Raw genomic sequence first — 16,590 nt, 5'->3', positions numbered from 1 at the left:
TGTCATGAAGCGAAGCGCTGGATCACGAAGTCCTCGGCGGCGACGCAGGCCAGGTGAGCCGTGTCCCACGCGCACGTGCCGGACCGGACGTCCGTGAGCGCCCCGAGCGGTTCGACCTCGTCTCCCACGTGCAGCCCGGACAGCGCGGGATCATCCGCCGACGAGCTCAGATCCTTGGAGAAGAGCAGCAGGTTGCCCGCATCAAGGCGGCCCGCCGCGCCGGCCCGGGTCCACGTGACCTTCCCGTCCGCGTCGAGCAGAGTCACCTGCGCGGGTGACGTCGACGACACGAGCACGGCATCGCCGACGGGCAGCAGACTCTCCGCGCCCGCGACCTGTCTCGTCCAGAGGACCCCGCCGTCGGCCGTGTCGAGGGCGACGACCCGGGCGGTGGCGGCGTCGTACCCGGTCTTCTGCACCCCGCAGACCCGGTCGGCGCCGCACGGAGTCAGCTTCTCCAGCCGGGTGTTCGGGTCGGGCGGGGTGTAGAGGATCCGCGGCTCGCCGAGCTCGGCCAGGTCGTAGGCCGCCACCCGTGAGCCGGAGCCCGACTCGGCCACCACGAGCCGCCCGTCGTGGGCGAGCAGGGCATCGTCCGGGTCGGCCACGCTCTGCCGCGGGCCCGCGACCACCTCGCCGGTCGACGTGTCGATGACCCGGGCCGAACGGTCCGCCCCGATCTGCACGACCCGATCGTCGCCTCCGGCGGCCGCGAAAGCCGTGCCGCCCGCGGAGGCCGGGCCGGCCACGTCCTTCCGCGTGGTCGCCGGGACGACGGCGGTGGTGCTCCCGCCGTACCGGGATTGCGGGCTCTTCAGCTCCCACGCGGCTTTGCCGTGATCGCGCACCGCGAGCCCGACGAGCCTGTTCTCCGCCCGGTCGACCAGCACGGCGATGTCCCCGGCGAAGACGACCTCGTCGTCCGGGGCGACCCGGCGCTGCCACAGCTCGGACCCGTCGCCCGGGCTGAGGAAGACCATGCGCCGGTCGCTGGTCTCGAGATCGGTCCCGGTGACGGCGACCACGGCGTGCGGCACGGTGAAGAAGGACTCCCACCGGTCCGCGACCCCGGCCGCCTGGCTGCGCCACAGCTCCTTGCCGCTCTCCACGTCGGCCGCGACCACGCCGAGACGGCCGTCGCTGTCGCCGCCGGCGAAGTACGCGCGCCCGTCCCGCAGCCCGGCGGCCGAGAAGGACGACACCTCGACCGGCGCCGCGATGCGGACCGGGTCGCCGAGCGGCCGATAACCGAGCGCCCGGTCTCCGGGCCAGAAGCGGACCGTCAGCCCGGTGGCCGCCGCGAGCATGACCACCGCCGCGACGGCGACAAGACCTTTCCTCCGGTACGCCCTCCGCGCGGGCTGTTCGTGCGGAGTCCCGACCCCGGCCGGCGCCGGGAGTGGCGGGGCCGCGATACCGCCATGGGCCGCGGCCAATGGCGGGGCCTCGATGCCACCATGGGCTGCGGCCAGGGCGGCGGCCTCACCGGTGGCCCACGGGTCGACCGGCTCGGCGTAATCCGGCTCGGGCGTGGCCTGTGGCGAGAGATCAGGCGCCGGGATCGCGACCGTGCGCGGCTCCTCGGACGGCGGCCATTCGAGCAGGGCGCCCTCGGCCACGGCGAGCTCAGGCTGCTCCAGCACAGTCGGCGCCACGCCCAGCTCACTGTGCAGCAGGCGCGCCACCAGCGGCACCCGCGACGACCCGCCGACCAGGAACAGCCCGGCCAGCTCGCCCGGCGCCACCCCGGCCGCCTCGATCACGGCCCGCGCCTCGGCCACGCCCCGCCGGACGAGGGGCGCGGCGACGAGCTCGAACTCCTCCCGGGTCAGCTCGACGGCCCGCTCGACGCCGGGGACGGACACCGGGGCGACCTGGGTCCGCGACAGCATCTCCTTGGCCTCGCGCACGTCCTCCTGGAACCGCCGCCGCGCCCGCCCCTCGGCCAGGCTCGACGGCTGCTCCAGCGCCGCCCAGGCCGCGGGCTCGTCCCGGCGCAGACCGGTGCCCAGCTGCCCGACCAGCGCCGCGTCGAGGTCGAGCCCGCCGAGATCGCCCAGCCCGCCCGACGCCGTGACTTCGAAGTGGCCGTCCGGGGCCGGGCGCACGACGGCGACGTCCAGCGTGCCGCCGCCGAAGTCGACCACCGCGAGCGCCTGGCCGGGCGGCACCGGCCGGTGCAGCACCTCGGTGAAGTAGCGGGCGGCGGCTACGGGCTCCTCGACCAGCGCCGTGTCCGCCGGCCAGCCGGCCCGGGCGAGGGCCTCCCTCAGCACGGCCCGGCGCGGCGGGCCCCACGAGGCGGGGCAGGTCAGGACCGCGGGCGGCAGGTGCCCGACCGTCGCCACGGCCTCCCGGGCGACCGCGGCGAGCAACGCCGCGAGCAGATCGGGGACGGGCACCTCGGCGCCGGCCAGGAGCACGCTGCCCGCGTCGACGTGCCGCTTCGGGCTGGGCACCAGGCGCGCGGGCTCCGCATGGCCGAGCCGGATCGCGTCGCGGCCGACGTGCAGGCGCCCGGTCGTGTCCCGATAGACGGCGGACGGCAGCAGCGGGTGCCCGTCGAACAGCAGCGGACGCACCCGGCCGCCGGGCTGCCGGAGCAGCGCCACCGTGTGGGAACTTCCGAGGTCCACCCCGAGCATCCGCTGCCCTCCGCGCCGACGACCGCCCGGCAGGTCACGTTACCCGCCGGGCCAGTCCGCGAGAGTCAGCCGGGAAGGCGACGCCGGGTGACCCCGGCCCGGGGCCAACCAGGCATGCGACACCGGGTGACCCCGGCGCGACCCCGGCCGGGCTCAGCCGTAGATGCGGCGGCGGGTCACCTCGGCCAGGGTCACCGCGGCGGCGACCGAGGCGTTGAGCGACTCCACGTCCGAGGACATCGGGATGCTGACGCGCAGGTCGCACGTCTCCCCGACCAGGCGGGACAGGCCCCGGCCCTCGGAGCCGACCACGACCAGCAGCGGCCCGACCGCGGCCTCGAGCTGGTAGAGATCGGTCTCGCCGTCGGCGTCGAGCCCGATGACGGTGAAGCCGGCCTGCTGGGCGGTCTTGATGGCCCGGGTCAGGTTGACGACCTGGGAGACCGGGACGCGGGCGGCCGCGCCGGCGCTGGTGCGCCAGGCGGTGGCCGTGATGCCGGCCGCGCGCCGCTCGGGCATGAAGACGCCGTGCGCCCCGAAGGCGGCCACCGACCGGATGACCGCGCCCAGGTTGCGCGGGTCGGTCACGCCGTCGAGGGCGACCAGCAGCGGGGCGGTCTGCTCGAGCGCCGCGGCCACCAGGTCGTCGAAGTTCTCGTAGGCGTAGGGCGGCACCTGCAGCCCCACGCCCTGGTGCAGCACCCCGCCGGTCATCCGGTCGAGCTCGTTGCGGCCGATCTCCAGGATCGGGATGCCGCGGTCGCCGGCCGTGCGGACGATCTCGGTGACCCGGTCGTCGATGTCGATGCCCTGGGCCACGTAGAGCGCGGTGGCCGGGATCGACGCCCGCAGCGCCTCGACCACCGGGTTGCGGCCGAGCAGCAGCTCGGGACCTTCCTTGGTGGGGTTGGACCGGCGGCCGGGGGCCACGCGCGGGCCCCGGCTCTGCATGCGGCCACCGCGCTGCTGCGTCGTGCGGGTGGCCGAGGTGCCGCGGCCGCCGCCCCGGCCCCACGTGGTGTCCTTGGAGCCGGGGACGCCGACCTTGGGGGCGCGCCCCTCGGCGGCCGCCGCGCGGCGCTCCTTGTCCTGCTTGCGGGCCGTCTTCTCGGGGAGCTTCTCGGTGCCGGAGTAGCCCTTGTGCCAGGGCCGCTCGTCGGCGGGCAGGGTCTTGCCCCGGCCCTTGAGCCCGGCGCGGTTCTTGCCGCCGGAGCCCATCGCGGCGCCCTTCTTGGTGGTGACGCGCTTGCTCGCGTTGCGTGAGTTGCCCGGCATCAGTTCTGCTCTCCTACCGTCCAGCGCGGCCCGGCCGGAGTGTCCTCCACCTGCACTCCCGCGTTCTTGAGCTGGTCGCGCACCGAGTCGGCCGCCGCCCAGTCCTTGCGTGCCCGGGCCTGCGCGCGCTGCTCCAGCGCGAGCTCGACCAGGGAGTCGACGACGGGCTTGAGGTCGCTGCCGGACTCGCCGGCGCCCCACGCCGGGTCCAGCGGATCGAGCCCGAGCACGCCGAGCATGGCCCGCACCTCGGTCAGCGCCGCGCGCACACCCGTCTCGTCGTTGGCCGCGAGCGCGGTGTTGCCCTCGCGGATCGTGTCGTGCACGACGGCCAGCGCCGCCGAGGTGTTCAGGTCGTCGTTGAGCGCGTTGGCGAAGGCGGGCGGCACGTCCTTGGGCCGGCCGGTGCCGACGATCTCGACCGCGCGCTGCACGAAGCCCTCGATCCGCCGGTACGCCGTCGCGGCCTCGCGCAGCGCCTCGTCGGAATAGTCGATCCGGGAGCGGTAGTGCGGCACGCCCAGGTAATAGCGCAGCTCCACCGGGCGGATGCCCATGCCGCGGACGGCCGCGATGTCGATGACGTTGCCCAGCGACTTGCTCATCTTGGCCTCGCCGAGGTTGAGCAGCGCGTTGTGCACCCAGTAGCGCGCGAACGGCAGCCCGGCCGCGCGGGACTGCGCGATCTCGTTCTCGTGGTGCGGGAACGTCAGGTCGAGCCCGCCGCCGTGGATGTCGAACTCGTCGCCCAGGTAGCGCCGGGCCATGGCCGAGCACTCGATGTGCCAGCCGGGGCGGCCGCGGCCCCACGGCGACGGCCACGAGGCCTCGGCGGGCTCGGTGGGCTTGAGCCCCTTCCACAGGGCGAAGTCGCGGAAGTCGCGCTTGTCCTTCTCGCCGCCGCCCTCCGGCTCGCGCATGTCCGCCGGGTCCTGACCGGACAGTGCGCCGTAGCCGGGGTAGGAAGGCACGTCAAAATAGACGTCACCCGTGCCGCCCTCGGCCGCGTAGGCGTGGTTGCCCTCGATCAGCGTCTGGATGAGCTCGTGCATCTCGGGCACGTGCCCGGTCGCCAGCGGCTCGTAGGTCGGGGGCAGCACGTTGAGCGCCCGGTAGTCGGCGTCGAGGGCGAGCTTGTTCTCATAGGCGATGGCCCAGAACGGCCGCTTCTGCTCGAGCGACTTGACCAGCAGCTTGTCGTCGACGTCGGTGACGTTGCGGACGAAGGTGACCTCGTGGCCCGTGTGGGTCAGCCAGCGGCGCAGCACGTCATAGTTGACGGAGCTGCGCAGATGACCGATGTGGGGCACGGACTGCACGGTGAGCCCACAGAGGTAGACACCGACCTGACCGGGCGTCTTCGGGACGAAGTCCCGGACGGTTCGGGTCGCGGTGTCGTGCAGCCTCAGGGTCACCGTACAAGGGTACCGACCCCGGGAAGCGGAAAACCGCCCCGCCCGCACGAGCGGGTGAGACGGCTTTCCACAGGGTTGTCCACAGGCGCGGTCAGCGCCCGCCGACCGCCTTGTAGGCGTCGACGATGCCGTGCCCGTAGAAGCCGTTGAAGGACTTCGAGCCGGAGCAGTAGGCGTCGTACTCGGGGCCGTAGCCCTCCTGGGCATAGCTGCGCAGCCGGGGCGTCGGGCACGCCGTCTCCGCCGCGGTGCGGTAGAGCTGCGCCTCGACCAGCGCCGGGGTCATGGTGAGACCACCGCGCCACCAGTCGCGCCAGCCGTACTTGCTGACGATCAGCGCCGCGACGCCCGCCGCGTGGGGCGAGGCCATCGAGGTGCCGGCGAGGTAGACGTAGTAGCCGCACTTGCCGGCCGCCGTGCAGCTCTTGAACACGTTGGCCGCGGTCACGTTGCCGTCCGCGTCGACCCGGCCCTGCTCCTGCAGCACCTTGAGCGGGTAGGTGGACAGGATGTTGTTGGCCGTCTGGTTGTACTGCGGGGTGCCGAAGAAGTCCCGGGTGAAGCCGCCCGGCGCCGCCACACCGACCTGCTCGGTGCCGTAGTTGGAGTAGACGGCCTTCGCCTTCGACGGGCCCACCGACGAGACGCCGATGACGTGCGGGCCCTCGGCGGGCAGCGAGAAGCAGGTGTCGTTGTCGATCGGCCGGGTGTACGGGTCCGAGCCGTAGTCCGGGCTGGTGGTGTCCTCCTGCGGGTCGTTCAGGTTGTCGTACTGGTTGCCCAGCGCGCCGACCAGCGTCACCCCGCGGTGGTACGCGTAGTTGAGCGCCCGCTTCATGCCGGTGATGATGGCCCGCTGCTCCGCCTGCGCCTCGGGGGCGTCGGCCGGGTTCGCGGTGCAGTTGTAGAGCCACGGGTCGACATAGAACGACATGTTGACCACGTCGAGCCCGGCGTCGCCCGCGTACGTGAGCGCGTTGACGACCGGGTCGAGGAAGAAGTAGCCCGAGTCCTGGCCGCCCTTGAGCTCGACCAGGGTCACGTTCGGCGCGACGCCCGTGACGCCGGTGCCGTTGACCGACGCGGCGATCGTGCCCGCGACGTGCGTACCGTGGCCGCCGTCGTCCGTGCCGACCGGGTCGACGCAGCTCGCGACCTCGCAGGCACCGTCGATGTCGGCGATGTCGGGGGCGAAGTTGCGCGACAACTTGGTGCTGAAGTTGGGCGCCAGGTCGGGATGCGACGCGTCGAGGCCGGTGTCGAGGACGCCGACGGTGACGCCCCTCTCGCCCTTCTCGATCTTGTGCGCCTTGTCGGCCTTGACCATGGTCAGGCCCCAGAGCTTGTCGTCCAGAGGATCGGCCTTGACGGCGCCGTGCTTGACCGTGGCACTGCCGAGCCCGCCGACGACCGGCTCCTCCTTGGGCGCATGTCCGACGGGCTTGCGCGATGCGGCCCCGACGAGCTGGCCGGACCGAGCCGCCCGGGCCTTGAAGTCCGCGGCGGCCGACGACACCCGGTAGGTGCCGACGGCGGTGTTGCTGCTGATCACCGTGCCGCCGGCGGCCTTGATGGCGGCCACGGCGGCGGCATCGGACACGCCGTCGGCGGCGACCACTGTGTACTCAACGGTGGAACTGGCGGGAGCCGCGCCGGCCGACGTGGTCGGCAGGCCGGTCAAAAGCGCGAGACACGTCGCTGTGGCGACGGCCCCCGCCGTGAGGCGTCTTCTCATGCCCCGCATTCCATCGAACATCGTGATCATTCACAAGAGGTGATCAAGACATTACGAGGGGGCATTGTTCAGGGGCGCGTCATCCGAAGGACATCAAGTGCCGCATCCAGTTGCTCTTCGGTCAAAGTGCCGTTGGCGACATGTCCGCGTTCGATGACTACCGCCCGGATGGTCTTGTCTTCCTTGAGCGCCTGCTTGGCGATCGCGGCGGCCTCGTCGTAGCCGAGGTGCCGGTTGAGCGGCGTGACGATCGACGGCGAGCCCTCGGCATAGCCCCGGGCGACCTCCTCGTTGACCTCCAGCCCGTCGATGCACCGGTCGGCCAGCATGCGCGCGGCGGCGGCCACCAGCTTGATCGACTCGAGCAGGTTGCGGGCCAGCACCGGCAGCATGACGTTGAGCTCGAAGTCGCCCTGGGTGCCGGCGAAAGCCACGGCGGCGTCGTTACCGATGACCTGGGCGGCGACCTGGCGCACCGACTCGGGCACGACGGGGTTCACCTTGCCGGGCATGATCGACGAGCCCGGCTGCAGGTCGGGCAGGCGCAGCTCGCGCAGGCCGGCCCGGGGGCCCGAGCCCATCCAGCGGATGTCGTTGACGATCTTGTAGAGGCTGACCGCGACGACGCGCAGCTGCCCGGACGCCTCGACCAGGCCGTCGCGCGCGCCCTGGGCCTCGAAGTGGTTGCGCGCCTCGGACAGCGGCAGGCCGGTCATCTCGCGCAGCCGCTCGATCACCGCCGGGGCGAACCCGGGCGGCGTGTTGACGCCGGTGCCCACGGCCGTGCCGCCCAGCGGCAGCTCGGCCAGGCGCGGGATGACGCCGGTCACGCGGTCGATGCCGTAGCGGATCTGGGCCGCGTAACCGGAGAACTCCTGCCCGAGGGTCACCGGGGTCGCGTCCATGAGGTGCGTGCGGCCGGACTTCACGACCTCGGCCCACGCCTCCGCCTTGGCCTCGAGCGCCCCGGCGAGGTGGTCGAGGGCCGGGATGAGGTCGCCCGACACGGCCTCGGTCGCCGCGAGGTGGATCGAGGACGGGAAGACGTCGTTGCTGGACTGCGACGCGTTCACGTGGTCGTTGGGGTGCACCGGCCGGCCCAGCTCGCGCGCCGCCAGGGTGGCGATGACCTCGTTGGCGTTCATGTTGGACGACGTGCCCGAGCCGGTCTGGAAGACGTCGATCGGGAACTGGTCGTCGTAGCCGCCGTCGGCCACGTGCGCCGCGGCCGTCGCGATCGCTTTGGCCAGGTCGTCGTCCAGCACCCCGAGCGTCGCGTTGACCTGCGCCGCGGCGCCCTTGATCCGGGCCAGCGCCCGGATGTGGGCGGACTCGAGGCCCCGCCCCGAGATCGGAAAATTCTCCACAGCACGTTGCGTCTGCGCCCGCCACAGGGCATCGGCGGGAACCCGCACCTCGCCCATCGTGTCGCGCTCGATCCGGAAGCCGCTCTCGTCAGTCGTCGTCACGCCTCCATCCTGCCCCCGCTTCCGGTCAGGTGCAGTTGATCCGCGCCACTACGCCGTCGTGTTCGGGCGACTCGATCCCGGCGAAGATGGACACCGCCCGCTGCCAGTACCGGCGGGCCGCGGCGGGATCCCCGGCCGCCACGCAGTCACCGAGACCCCGCAACGCGCGAGCCTCCTCCCGCGCGAGCTCGCTCCGGCGGCTGATCTCCAGCGCCTTCGTGTGCAGCTCGAACGCCCCCGTCCCGTCCCCCATCGCGCGCAGCACGTCGCCGAGGCAGTTGGAGGCGGTCGCGATGACGGGCGCCATGCCGTCCCGGCGGGCCAGGTCGAGGCACGCCAGCAACCAGGGGACGGCCTCCTCGTGGCGTCCGCGGCGATGCTCGAGCAGCCCCAGGAGATAGAGAGCCTCGCCCTCGCTGCCGGAGAGGCGACGCGCCCGTAACAACGGCAGCGCGACTCGCAGGAGTCGTTCGGCCACGTCGAGCTGCCCCAGCTCGATGCGGCTCTGCGCGATCTCCGGCAGAGCCACGACGACGTACGTGTCCAGGCCCTCCTCCGCCGCGGTGATCATGCCGCGCCGGGCCCGTCGCAGCGCCTCCTCGTGCCGGCCGAGCGCCCGCAGATAGGTGCCGATCATGATGCTGCGCACCAGCAGCACCCGGGCCGGGGCGAAGCGCTGCTCCTCGCGGTAGGTCAGCTCCGCCTGGGCCAGCGCCTCGCCGACGCGGCCCAGCCGGAAGAGCACCGTGCACAGGTTGCCCCGGGCCCGGGCCGCCGCGGCGCGGTTGCCGGTGCGCTCCTGATAGTCGAGCATCACCGTCATGAGCCGGCGGGCCTCGTGCAGCCGGCCCGCGTGGACCATGCCCGAGGCCAGATAGTTGCTCATCAGAGCCTCGCCCCGGGCGTCGCCGGCGGCCCGGGCGGCGGTCAGGCCCGCGGTCTGCGCGGCGAGCAGCTCGTCGAGATAGTTGCCGTAGAAGAGGAACTGCCAGTTGACCCGGGCCAGCTGCCAGGCCTGCTCGGTGCGGCCCAGGTCGGCGGCGAGGCGGATCAGCGGGACGAGCAGCGGGCGTTGCTCCTCGCGCCACGCGGGGTCGGCGACGGCCACGGCCACCAGGTCGGGGCGTACGGGGGCGCCGTCCGGATAGTCCTCGGCCGCGCCGGAATCCTGCTCCCGGCCGAGCTCCGCGGAGGCGTGCAGGTGGACGTCGACCAGGGTGGTCAGGGCGGCCCGGCGCTCGGTCTCGGGGAGGGCGGCGGCGAGCGCGGCGGCGTACTGGCGGACCAGGTCGTGCAGCCGGTAGCGCTCGGGGTCCGGCTCCTCGATCAGGTGCACGTCGACGAGACTGTCCAGAATGTCCTGCGCCTCGGGCTCGGGCAGATCCGCGAGCGCCGCGGCGGACACGGCCCGGAACTGCTCGGCGGGGAAGAGCCCGAGCAGCCGGAACAGCCGTTGGGAGCGCTCCGGCAGCTGGCCGAAGGACAAGGCGAAAGCCCCGGCCACCGTACGGTCCTCCGCCGCGAGCTCCGGCAGCGCCGACTCGCGGAACCGGCGCACCAGGTCGCTCACCGCCCACCGCGGCCGGTGCACGAGCCGGGAGGCCGCCAGCCGGATCGCCAGGGGCAGCCGCCCGCAGGCCCGGACCAGCTCCCGGGCCGCCTCGGGTTCCGCCACCACCCGCTTGCCGACGATCCGCGTCAGCAGCGCGACGGCCTCCTCCTCGGTGAGCAGCTCGAGCACCTCGGCGTACGCGCCGTCGAGCCCGGCCAGCCGCCGCCGGCTCGTCACCAGGCACAGGCTCGTCGGCGAGGCCGGCAGCAGCCGGGTCACCTGGGCGCTGGAAGCGGCGTTGTCGAGGATCACCAGCGCCCGCCGCGACGCTGTCTCGGAACGCCAGAGCGCCGCCCGGCCCTCCTCGTCCTGCGGGATGCGGCCCGCCGGCACGCCCAGCTGCCGCAGGAGCAGCAGCAGCGCCGCCCCGGGGCCGAGCGGCTCCTGCTCGCTGTGCCCGTGCAGATCGAGGAAGATCTGAGCGTCCGGGTACGCCGCCCCGACCAGCGCCGCCATCCGCAGCGCCAGCGTGGTCTTCCCGCTGCCGGCCATGCCGTCGATCGTGAGGACCGACCACTCGGCCGCCGCCCCGGCGAGCCGCTGGACCGCCTCGTCCCGCCCGGTGAAGTCGCCGATCGTGCGCGGCAGGCTGCGGACGGGCGCGGCCGGCTCCCGGTCGTGGGCCGGCTCCGCCGCCTCGCCGGTCAGGATGGCCCGGTGCAGCTCGCGCAGCGGGCGGCCGGGCTCGACGCCCAGCTCGTCGCGGAGCAGCTCGTGGGTCCTGCGGTACTCCGCGAGGGCGTCGGCCTGGCGCCCGAGCCGGTGCAGGGCGAGCATCAGCTGGGCCCGCAGCCGCTCCCGCAGCGGGTGCCGCTCGACCAGCCCGACCAGCTCGGCCACGATCTCCTGCTCGTGCCCCGCGGCCAGCTCCAGGTCGATCCACTCCTCGGCGGCCGCGACGCGCTGCTCGTCCAGCACGGCCGCCTGCTGCCGGATCGGCGCGGGCTCCAGGCCGGCGAGGGCCGGGCCGCGCCACAGCTCGAGGGCCTGGCGGAACAGCTTCGCAGCCTCCGCGGGGGCGCTGCCGGCCGCGCGGGCCTCGCCGGTCAGCCGCAGGAAGGCCGTCAGGTCGAGGTCGTCCGTCAGCAGCGCGTAGCCGGCCGGGTCGGTGCGGATCACCTCGGCGGACAGCAGCCGCCGCAGCCGGGAGACGCAGGTCTGCAGCTGACCGCGCGCCGTCGCGGGCGGGCCGGCGCCCCAGACGGCGTCGACCAGGTCGTCCACGCCGACGACGCGGCCCGCGTGCAGGAGCAGCATCGCCAGGACGATCCGGTCGCGGCCCGCGGTGATGCGCAGCTCGCCGGCCGGGCCGGTCACCAGCAACGGCCCCAGGACGCCGAACCGCACCCCGCCACCCCGTCTCCGTCGCTGATCGACTTCCGACGATAACCGGTGAGAGTACTTCGAGAGCGGGACGAGAGCGGGCGGGCGCACAGTCCTTGACCAGGTTGTCCTCGCCCCGGTGGGCGAGGGCGGCCCAACGGGGGTGTTCAGCTCGTTCACGGCGCGGTGAGCGGGCTGTTCACATGTGCCCGGCCGGTACGGCTTCCGCACGGCGGCGGCCACGGGCGGGGCATGGCGGTTGGACGCTGTCCGGCTGCGGACGTATCGTCGCGGGGTTTGGACGTCCCCGACGAACAGGATCTTTGTCATGCGACGTGCCCTGGTTGCCGCCACGCTCGGTGGCCTGCTCCTGCTCGGAGCCGGCTGCTCCGGCGGCGATGAGTCGGACACCGCGAGCGAGACCCCGGTGGACACGCCCGCGACGGCGGCCACGACCACCAGCCCGCCGCCGGACTACTCGGCGAACACCAAGACGGTCTGCACCAAGCTCGACAAGATCTTCGACACCGAGATCAAGTCGCTGGGCAGCGAGCTGGGCAAGATGATCGCCTACAAGGAGGCCGATCAGGACGACAACGTCGAGACCGCCCGCAAGGCCGCCGCCAAGCAGCTCAAGGACATCGGCGCCCAGGTCCGTAAGGAGGCCGCGGCGGCCCAGGACCCGGACATCAAGCAGGCGGCGACGCAGTCGGCGAGCAAGTTCACGCAGAGCGCGGGCGACGAGAAGTTCTTCGCCAAGATCGAGACGATGAAGGACCTCGAGAAGGTGCTCAACACCCAGATGACCAACTGGCTCAACCCGGTGGTCGGGCTTTGCGCATAAGACAGCATATTTCGTAGCGGGGTGGGGCGTTCAGACCGTCGCTCCCGCCGAGGTGCCCGGCCCGGCATCGCTGGCCGCTGACGCGTCCAGACCGCGATGCCGCACCGGGCCACGTGCGTAAGTGGTTGCGCTCGAAAACCCGCGCGGGTCAGCCGCGGACGGCGGTGCCGGCGGTGACCGTGCCGACGCGGGTGCCCGAGAGGGTGCCACCGGTGTAGAGGCCGCCGCCGACAGCGGTGCCCGAGACCGTACCGCCGGTGTAGATCACGTAGGTCGTGCCCCGGGTGATGCCGGTGCCGGAGAAGACCACGCCCTTGAAGACCTTCGTGGGCTGGAACGACGCGATCTGGGTGCCCGCGCTGGTGGCGAGGTGGACCACCGTGCCGGCCGGCTGGTTGGCGGTGAAGGCGTACGAGATCCAGCCCTGGCCCGACGCCGGCAGCTGGCTGGTGCTGGCGCTCAGCCCGGTGGACAGGACCGTGCCGCCCGTGATGGTCAGAGCGCCGTTGGAGTCGAGACCGCCCTCGCCCCCGCCGCGCGTCGGCGAGCCGGCCACCACGACAGTGCCGCCGGAGAGCGCCAGGGTGCCGTTCGAGTCGAGCCCGTCAGTGCCCCCGCTGACGACCACCGTGCCGCCCGAGACCGCGATCGTGGCGTTCGGGGCGTTCTGCATCTCCGGCACGCCCTCCTCCGCCGCGTTGACGGCGTCGTCCGTGGCGGTGGCGTTGACCGTACCCCCACTGATCAGGACCTTGAGCCCCTCGAGACCCTCGTACGACTTGGTGACCGTGACCGTCCCCGCCGAGACCGCCAGGTTGCCCTCGGCGTGGACTCCGTCGTCCGCCGTGGCGACCGTCGTCGTGCCGCCGTCCACGGTCACCGTCGCGTTGGAGTGCACGCCGTCGTCGGAGGCGTCGACAGTCGTGCGTCCTTCACTGATGACCAGGGCGACGCCGGCCTTGAGTCCCTTGGTGGAGGCGTCGCCGGGAGTGACCGTGCTCCCGCCACCCGCCTTCGCCGTCAGCGTGCCGCCGGACACGATCACGTCGGTCTCCCCGGTCACCGCGTCGCCGGCCGCCGTGACTGATGCCGTCCCCGCCGCGAACGACACGTAGCCCCGCATGGCGTCCTCGGCGCTGTCCGACTTGAGGCCGTCGCCGCCCGCCGTCACCGTGGTGTTGCCGCCCTGCACCACGAGGTAGTCCTTGCCCCGGATCCCGTCGTCCGCGGCCGTCACCTGGATCGTGCCGCCGTTGACCACGAGCCCGTCGGCACTGGCGATCCCGTCGTACGCGTTCCCCGTAACGTTCAGCGTCCCGTTGCCCGTGATGGTCAGGTTGCTCGCGCTGTAGAGGGCGGCGTTGGCCGGGTCGGTGCTCGCATGCGTGGCGGCGTCGCTGATCCGGTTGGTGGTGCCGTCGGCCAGCACGATCATCACCTCGGGCGCGGCGACCACGTCGAGCGGCGCCGCGGTCGAGTTCGCGAGGGTGACGCCGTTGAGGATCAGGCGGACGATGCCGGTGCCGGTGCTGTTCACCACGATCCGGCCGTTGGTGAGCGAGCCGCTGAAGGAGTACGTGCCGGCCGCGCCGACGGTCACCGTGCTGCCCGCCACGGTGACGCCGGGCGCGGTGGTCGTCGCCGTGGAGCCGGTCAAGGTGACGGTTCGCACGTCGGCGCTGTTCCACACGTAGTCGGCGGCGTCGTCGTGATCGGGCGCGTTGGCCGCGAGGGCCTGGGCGGCGGCCGGTCCCGCGGCGAGCGCGGGTTGCGCGGGAACTGCGGCGAGCGCCAGAACAGCGGGAAGGAGAAGCGCGGATCGGTACACGGGTCAGTCCTGTCTGTTGTGGGTGGAGAGCCAGCTCGTTCCGGCCGGCGCGATGGGCGCCCCTGCGGCGGTGAAGTGGCGGCGCAACGTGCGGCGCCAAGGCGTACAGGGGAGGTCCGGTCGCAGGGCGGCCAGCCCGGTGGCGTACTTGGAGATCCGGACCGGGCGGTGACCCAGCGCCCACAGCAGGCGGTCCGCCGGGGACGGCACCGATCCGGTCTTCGTCTCGATCACGGCCAGGTGCGGCGTGCCGAGGCGGCGCCCGCCGGACTCCCAGGCCAGATCGACGTCGACGGTCACCCGGCTGCCGGTGGCGGGCAGGCAGAGCGTGGTCCGCCGATACCGGGTGACCAGCGTCGGCGCGAACGTCAGCTCGGTGTGCCCGGGTATCGCCAGCGGCTTGAGCCGGTCGTCCACGAAGGACCGGCCGGGCGCGACCGTGGCATGGTGATCCGTCCGGTACGGGCGCCGCTCCTTCACCGTGCCGCCGCGCGCGCCCTCCGTCTTCACTTCCAGCCAGCACGAGGCCGAGTCGAGGTAGGTCCGCGTCCGGATCTTGAACCGGCGCCGCCGCTGGTAGGCCGCCAGCCGATAGCTCGTCAGGTCGTCGGTGTCGAAGTACACCGAGTGGTAGCGGAACGACCGCAACCCGTCGATCTCCAGCACCCGCGCGGCGCCGGCCAGATGGTCGAGCAGGACGCCGACGGTGGCGCGCGGGACGGCGTACTTGCGGTCCACCCGGGTCTGCAGCTCGGCCAGCTCGATCAGCTCGGCCAGCCCGATCGCCGGCATCATCGCCGCACCCCGGCTCGTTCCGGCTCCCGCATGTGGGGGCGGCGCGCGAAGCGCACGTCCACCACGGTGGTGTCGTTGGCCAGATCGAGCCGTTCGACGTCCGCCTGGTGCACCCGGGCGCCGAGGACCCCTTCCAGGTACGCGACCAGCGCCACCTGGTCGGTGAACGCCCGGTCCAGCACGACGACCTGGTGCCGGTAGTCCCGGAACAGCCGCGGATGGTCGCCCGCGTAGACGACGAGAAGGATCAGCGCCATCAGGCTCGGGCCGAGCCACAGGACCGACTCGCTCAGCGGGCCCAGGATGCCAAGAGCGAGGGCGGAGAAGTAGTACGCGACCTCGTGCTGGCCCAGCTCCGTCGACCGCAGCCGGATGATCGACAGCACGCCGAAGAGCCCGAGCCCCAGCCCGGCGCCGACCGTGGCACTGCTCAGCGACCAGGTGACCGCGAGCACCCCGACGTTGACGCCCAGATAGGCCGCCACCAGGTCCCGCCGCCGGTGGCGGGGAAAATAGAGGCCGAAGACCAGGATCCCGGCCGCCAGCAGATCGGCACCGAACAACACGAGCCGCGCCATCACGTGCGGACCTCCCCGGGTGCCCGCCGGGTGTCGCCCGCGTGAACAGCGGCCGGCCCGGCGGTATCCAATCGATTAACGTCGATTAGTGACCCTAGAGCCCGGCGCCCGGCCTCAACCTCAAAGTTTCCTGTGAATCGATGCTCGTCGATGAATTATCGGGCGAGCGCCGCGACATCGCTGTCCTCGGGCAGCGTGGCGGCCAGAAGGGCGCCGCCGGCCTCCGCAGCCCGCAGCAGGTCGGCCGCCGCGCCGCCGTCGCTTGGCACGAGCTGCGTGACGCCTGGCCGGTGTCAGGAGGTGCGGACGTGGTCGACGATCAGCTCGGGGGTGGGGCCGGCCGGGCCGCGCTGCGGGAAGTCGAAGACGGCGAGCATGAGCTGCATCGGATAGTTGGGCGACTGGCCGATGCGTTTGACCACGCGGCCGTCGATCGTGAAGGTCGCCGTGCCGGGTTGCCAGTCGACGGCATAGACGTGGAAGTCGGCCGGGTCCAGCGGCTGCCGGTCGGCCACCCAGTCCTCGGTGAGGCCCGGGTCGCGGAAGCTGTGCAGGCCGACGCCGACTTCGCAGGTTGCCTCGCGTACGGATGATCCGAAGACCTCCATCACGCACAGCTCGCCGGAATGCTGGGGTTTGTCCTCGACCCCGGCCAGCCAGAACGCCGCCATCGACCGCGGCGACAGGATCGCGCGCAACCGGGCCTCGATCCGCCCGTAAAGCGGGGTGTGACCCCAAAAGCCGGGCTCCTCGGCGGTCACGAGCAGCCCCTCCTTGAAGGGCTGCCCGCCGATCGCGCTGCCCACCGGCCCGGACACGCAGGCGCTCTGCACCCCCGACACCCGCAGCGGCTCGGGATGCAGCCCCTCGCACCAGAGGCCCTGCTCGGGCGGGATGCTCAGCCGCAACTTCCCATCAGCGACGGCACACGTGGCAGCGGAGGCCGCCCGGGAGCTCCAGTGCGGCAGGTAGTGCGGCAACCACAGCTCGGTGTCCAGCTCGTCCCCGGCGAACGTGTCCTCCATGCCGAAAACGCTAGTAGCCGCGCGCCGGTACGCCTACCACCTCATG

The 16,590-nt window shown here is 72.9% G+C and carries 11 protein-coding genes; 1 reads left to right on the top strand and 10 read right to left on the bottom strand.

The genetic code is table 11. From position 1 onward, the window contains the following. Positions 1 to 2: 2 nt before the first annotated feature. The 6 genes from RAN62_RS26840 to RAN62_RS26815 form a co-directional block, all read right to left on the bottom strand. Positions 3 to 2,645: an Hsp70 family protein gene (locus RAN62_RS26840; protein WP_438874552.1), complete on the bottom strand. Its 2,643-nt coding sequence runs from the start codon at positions 2,643 to 2,645 to the stop codon at positions 3 to 5. Positions 2,646 to 2,798: 153 nt separating this feature from the next. Then, a complete protein-coding gene (gene rlmB, locus RAN62_RS26835; RefSeq protein WP_305787535.1) occupies positions 2,799 to 3,920 on the bottom strand; it encodes a 23S rRNA (guanosine(2251)-2'-O)-methyltransferase RlmB in 1,122 nt (373 codons plus the stop codon). Further along, entirely contained in the window at positions 3,920 to 5,335 is a 1,416-nt protein-coding gene (gene cysS, locus RAN62_RS26830) for a cysteine--tRNA ligase (protein WP_305787534.1), read from the bottom strand. Before cysS ends, rlmB begins: the two co-directional genes overlap by 1 nt. 91 nt (positions 5,336 to 5,426) lie before the next feature. Continuing rightward, complete coding sequence (locus RAN62_RS26825) at positions 5,427 to 7,070, bottom strand: S8 family serine peptidase (RefSeq protein WP_305787533.1); 1,644 nt, start codon at positions 7,068 to 7,070, stop codon at positions 5,427 to 5,429. 68 nt (positions 7,071 to 7,138) lie between these two features. Next, positions 7,139 to 8,539, bottom strand: coding sequence for a class II fumarate hydratase (locus RAN62_RS26820; RefSeq protein WP_305787532.1), 1,401 nt, complete (start codon positions 8,537 to 8,539; stop codon positions 7,139 to 7,141). 25 nt (positions 8,540 to 8,564) lie between these two features. Then, positions 8,565 to 11,498: an AfsR/SARP family transcriptional regulator gene (locus tag RAN62_RS26815; protein WP_305787531.1), complete on the bottom strand. Its 2,934-nt coding sequence runs from the start codon at positions 11,496 to 11,498 to the stop codon at positions 8,565 to 8,567. A gap of 304 nt (positions 11,499 to 11,802) precedes the next feature. On the opposite strand from RAN62_RS26815, the gene RAN62_RS26810 reads away from it, so the two are divergent. Then, positions 11,803 to 12,318: a hypothetical protein gene (locus RAN62_RS26810; RefSeq protein WP_305787530.1), complete on the top strand. Its 516-nt coding sequence runs from the start codon at positions 11,803 to 11,805 to the stop codon at positions 12,316 to 12,318. 148 nt (positions 12,319 to 12,466) lie between these two features. Here RAN62_RS26810 and RAN62_RS26805 read toward each other — a convergent pair whose 3' ends face one another. From RAN62_RS26805 to RAN62_RS26790, 4 genes are all read right to left on the bottom strand, one after another. Continuing rightward, a complete protein-coding gene (locus RAN62_RS26805) occupies positions 12,467 to 14,146 on the bottom strand; it encodes a carbohydrate-binding domain-containing protein (protein WP_305787529.1) in 1,680 nt (559 codons plus the stop codon). A gap of 3 nt (positions 14,147 to 14,149) precedes the next feature. Beyond that, positions 14,150 to 14,941: a polyphosphate polymerase domain-containing protein gene (locus RAN62_RS26800; protein ID WP_305787528.1), complete on the bottom strand. Its 792-nt coding sequence runs from the start codon at positions 14,939 to 14,941 to the stop codon at positions 14,150 to 14,152. Then, a complete protein-coding gene (locus RAN62_RS26795) occupies positions 14,938 to 15,519 on the bottom strand; it encodes a DUF4956 domain-containing protein (RefSeq protein WP_305787527.1) in 582 nt (193 codons plus the stop codon). Before RAN62_RS26795 ends, RAN62_RS26800 begins: the two co-directional genes overlap by 4 nt. A 293-nt stretch (positions 15,520 to 15,812) precedes the next feature. Then, positions 15,813 to 16,544 carry a glycoside hydrolase family 16 protein gene (locus RAN62_RS26790; RefSeq protein ID WP_305787526.1) on the bottom strand — a complete coding sequence of 244 codons (732 nt, stop codon included), beginning with the start codon at positions 16,542 to 16,544 and terminating at the stop codon, positions 15,813 to 15,815. Positions 16,545 to 16,590: the final 46 nt, after the last annotated feature.

The sequence above is a fragment of the Symbioplanes lichenis genome (assembly GCF_030709675.1).
GTDB lineage: Bacteria > Actinomycetota > Actinomycetes > Mycobacteriales > Micromonosporaceae > Actinoplanes > Actinoplanes lichenis.
The sequence above is the reverse complement of the archived record's forward strand: the minus strand, read 5'-3'. Positions and strand labels throughout refer to the sequence as shown.